The following is a 1,439-nucleotide window of genomic DNA, read 5'->3' on the forward strand; positions in this document are numbered from 1 at the left end:
CACGCCACCGAAACCCTTCTCCATGCCGAGGACAAGGGCTACCACAAGAGCCTGAAGCCGCGGCAGATCCAGATGATCGCCATCGGCGGCGCGATCGGCACCGGCCTGTTCCTCGGCGCCGGCGGCCGGCTCAACGCCGCCGGCCCGTCCCTGGTCATCGCCTACGCCGTCTGCGGCTTCTTCGCCTTCCTCATCCTCCGCGCCCTCGGCGAACTGGTCCTGCACCGGCCCTCCTCAGGCTCATTCGTCTCCTACGCCCGCGAATTCTTCGGCGAAAAAGCAGCCTTCGTCTCCGGCTGGTTCTACTGGATCAACTGGGCCACCACCACCATCGTGGACATCACCGCCGCCGCCCTCTACATGAACTTCTTCGGCAACTACATCCCCTGGATGGCCGACGTCCCCCAATGGGTCTGGGCCCTGACCGCCCTCATCGCCGTCCTCGGCCTGAACCTCGTCTCAGTCAAGGTCTTCGGCGAAATGGAATTCTGGTTCGCCATCATCAAAGTCGCCGCCCTCGTCGCATTCCTGCTCATCGGCACCTACTTCGTCATCTTCGGCACCCCCGTCCCCGGCCAGGAAACCGGCTTCAGCCTGATCACCGACAACGGCGGCATCTTCCCCAACGGCCTGCTGCCCATGATCATCCTCATGCAAGGCGTCCTGTTCGCCTACGCCTCCATCGAACTCGTCGGCACCGCCGCCGGCGAAACCGAAAACCCCGAAAAGATCATGCCCAAAGCCATCAACTCCGTGGTCTTCCGCATCGCCGTGTTCTACGTCGGCTCCGTCATCCTCCTCGCCCTGCTCCTGCCCTACACCTCCTACCAAAAAGGCGTCAGCCCCTTCGTGACGTTCTTCGGCTCCATCGGCATCCAGGGCGTGGACGTCATCATGAACCTCGTCGTCCTCACCGCCGCCCTGTCCTCCCTCAACGCCGGCCTCTACTCCACCGGCCGGATCCTGCGCTCCATGTCCGTCGCCGGCTCCGCCCCCAAATTCGCCCAACGCATGAACAAAGCCGGCGTCCCCTACGGCGGCATCGCCATCACCGCCGGCGTCTCCCTCCTCGGCGTCCCCCTGAACTACCTCGTCCCCGCCCAGGCCTTCGAAATCGTCCTGAACATCGCCTCCGTCGGCATCATCGTCACCTGGGCCACCATCGTCCTGTGCCAGATCCAACTCAAACGCTGGGCCGACAAAGGCTGGCTCAAACGACCCTCATTCCGGATGTTCGGCGCACCCTACACCGGCTACCTCTCCCTGCTCTTCCTCCTCGGCGTCCTCGTCATGGTCTTCATCGACTCACCCCTGACCCTCCTGGTCACCCTCATCGCCACCGCCCTCATGACCGCCGGCTGGTACGCCTGCCGCAAACGCATCCACGAAATCGCCGAAGCCCGCGAAGGCTTCACCGGCATGTCCCCCGTCATCGCCAA

At 64.1% G+C, this 1,439-nt stretch carries 1 protein-coding gene; it reads left to right on the forward strand.

Features of this window, described 5'->3' with window-relative positions:
- Window positions 1–1,439 (forward strand): amino acid permease (locus ARGLB_RS05475; protein WP_003799844.1); only part of this gene is annotated, 1,439 nt, incomplete at both ends.

It is taken from the genome of Arthrobacter globiformis NBRC 12137, from assembly GCF_000238915.1.
GTDB classification, from domain to species: Bacteria; Actinomycetota; Actinomycetes; order Actinomycetales; family Micrococcaceae; genus Arthrobacter; species Arthrobacter globiformis.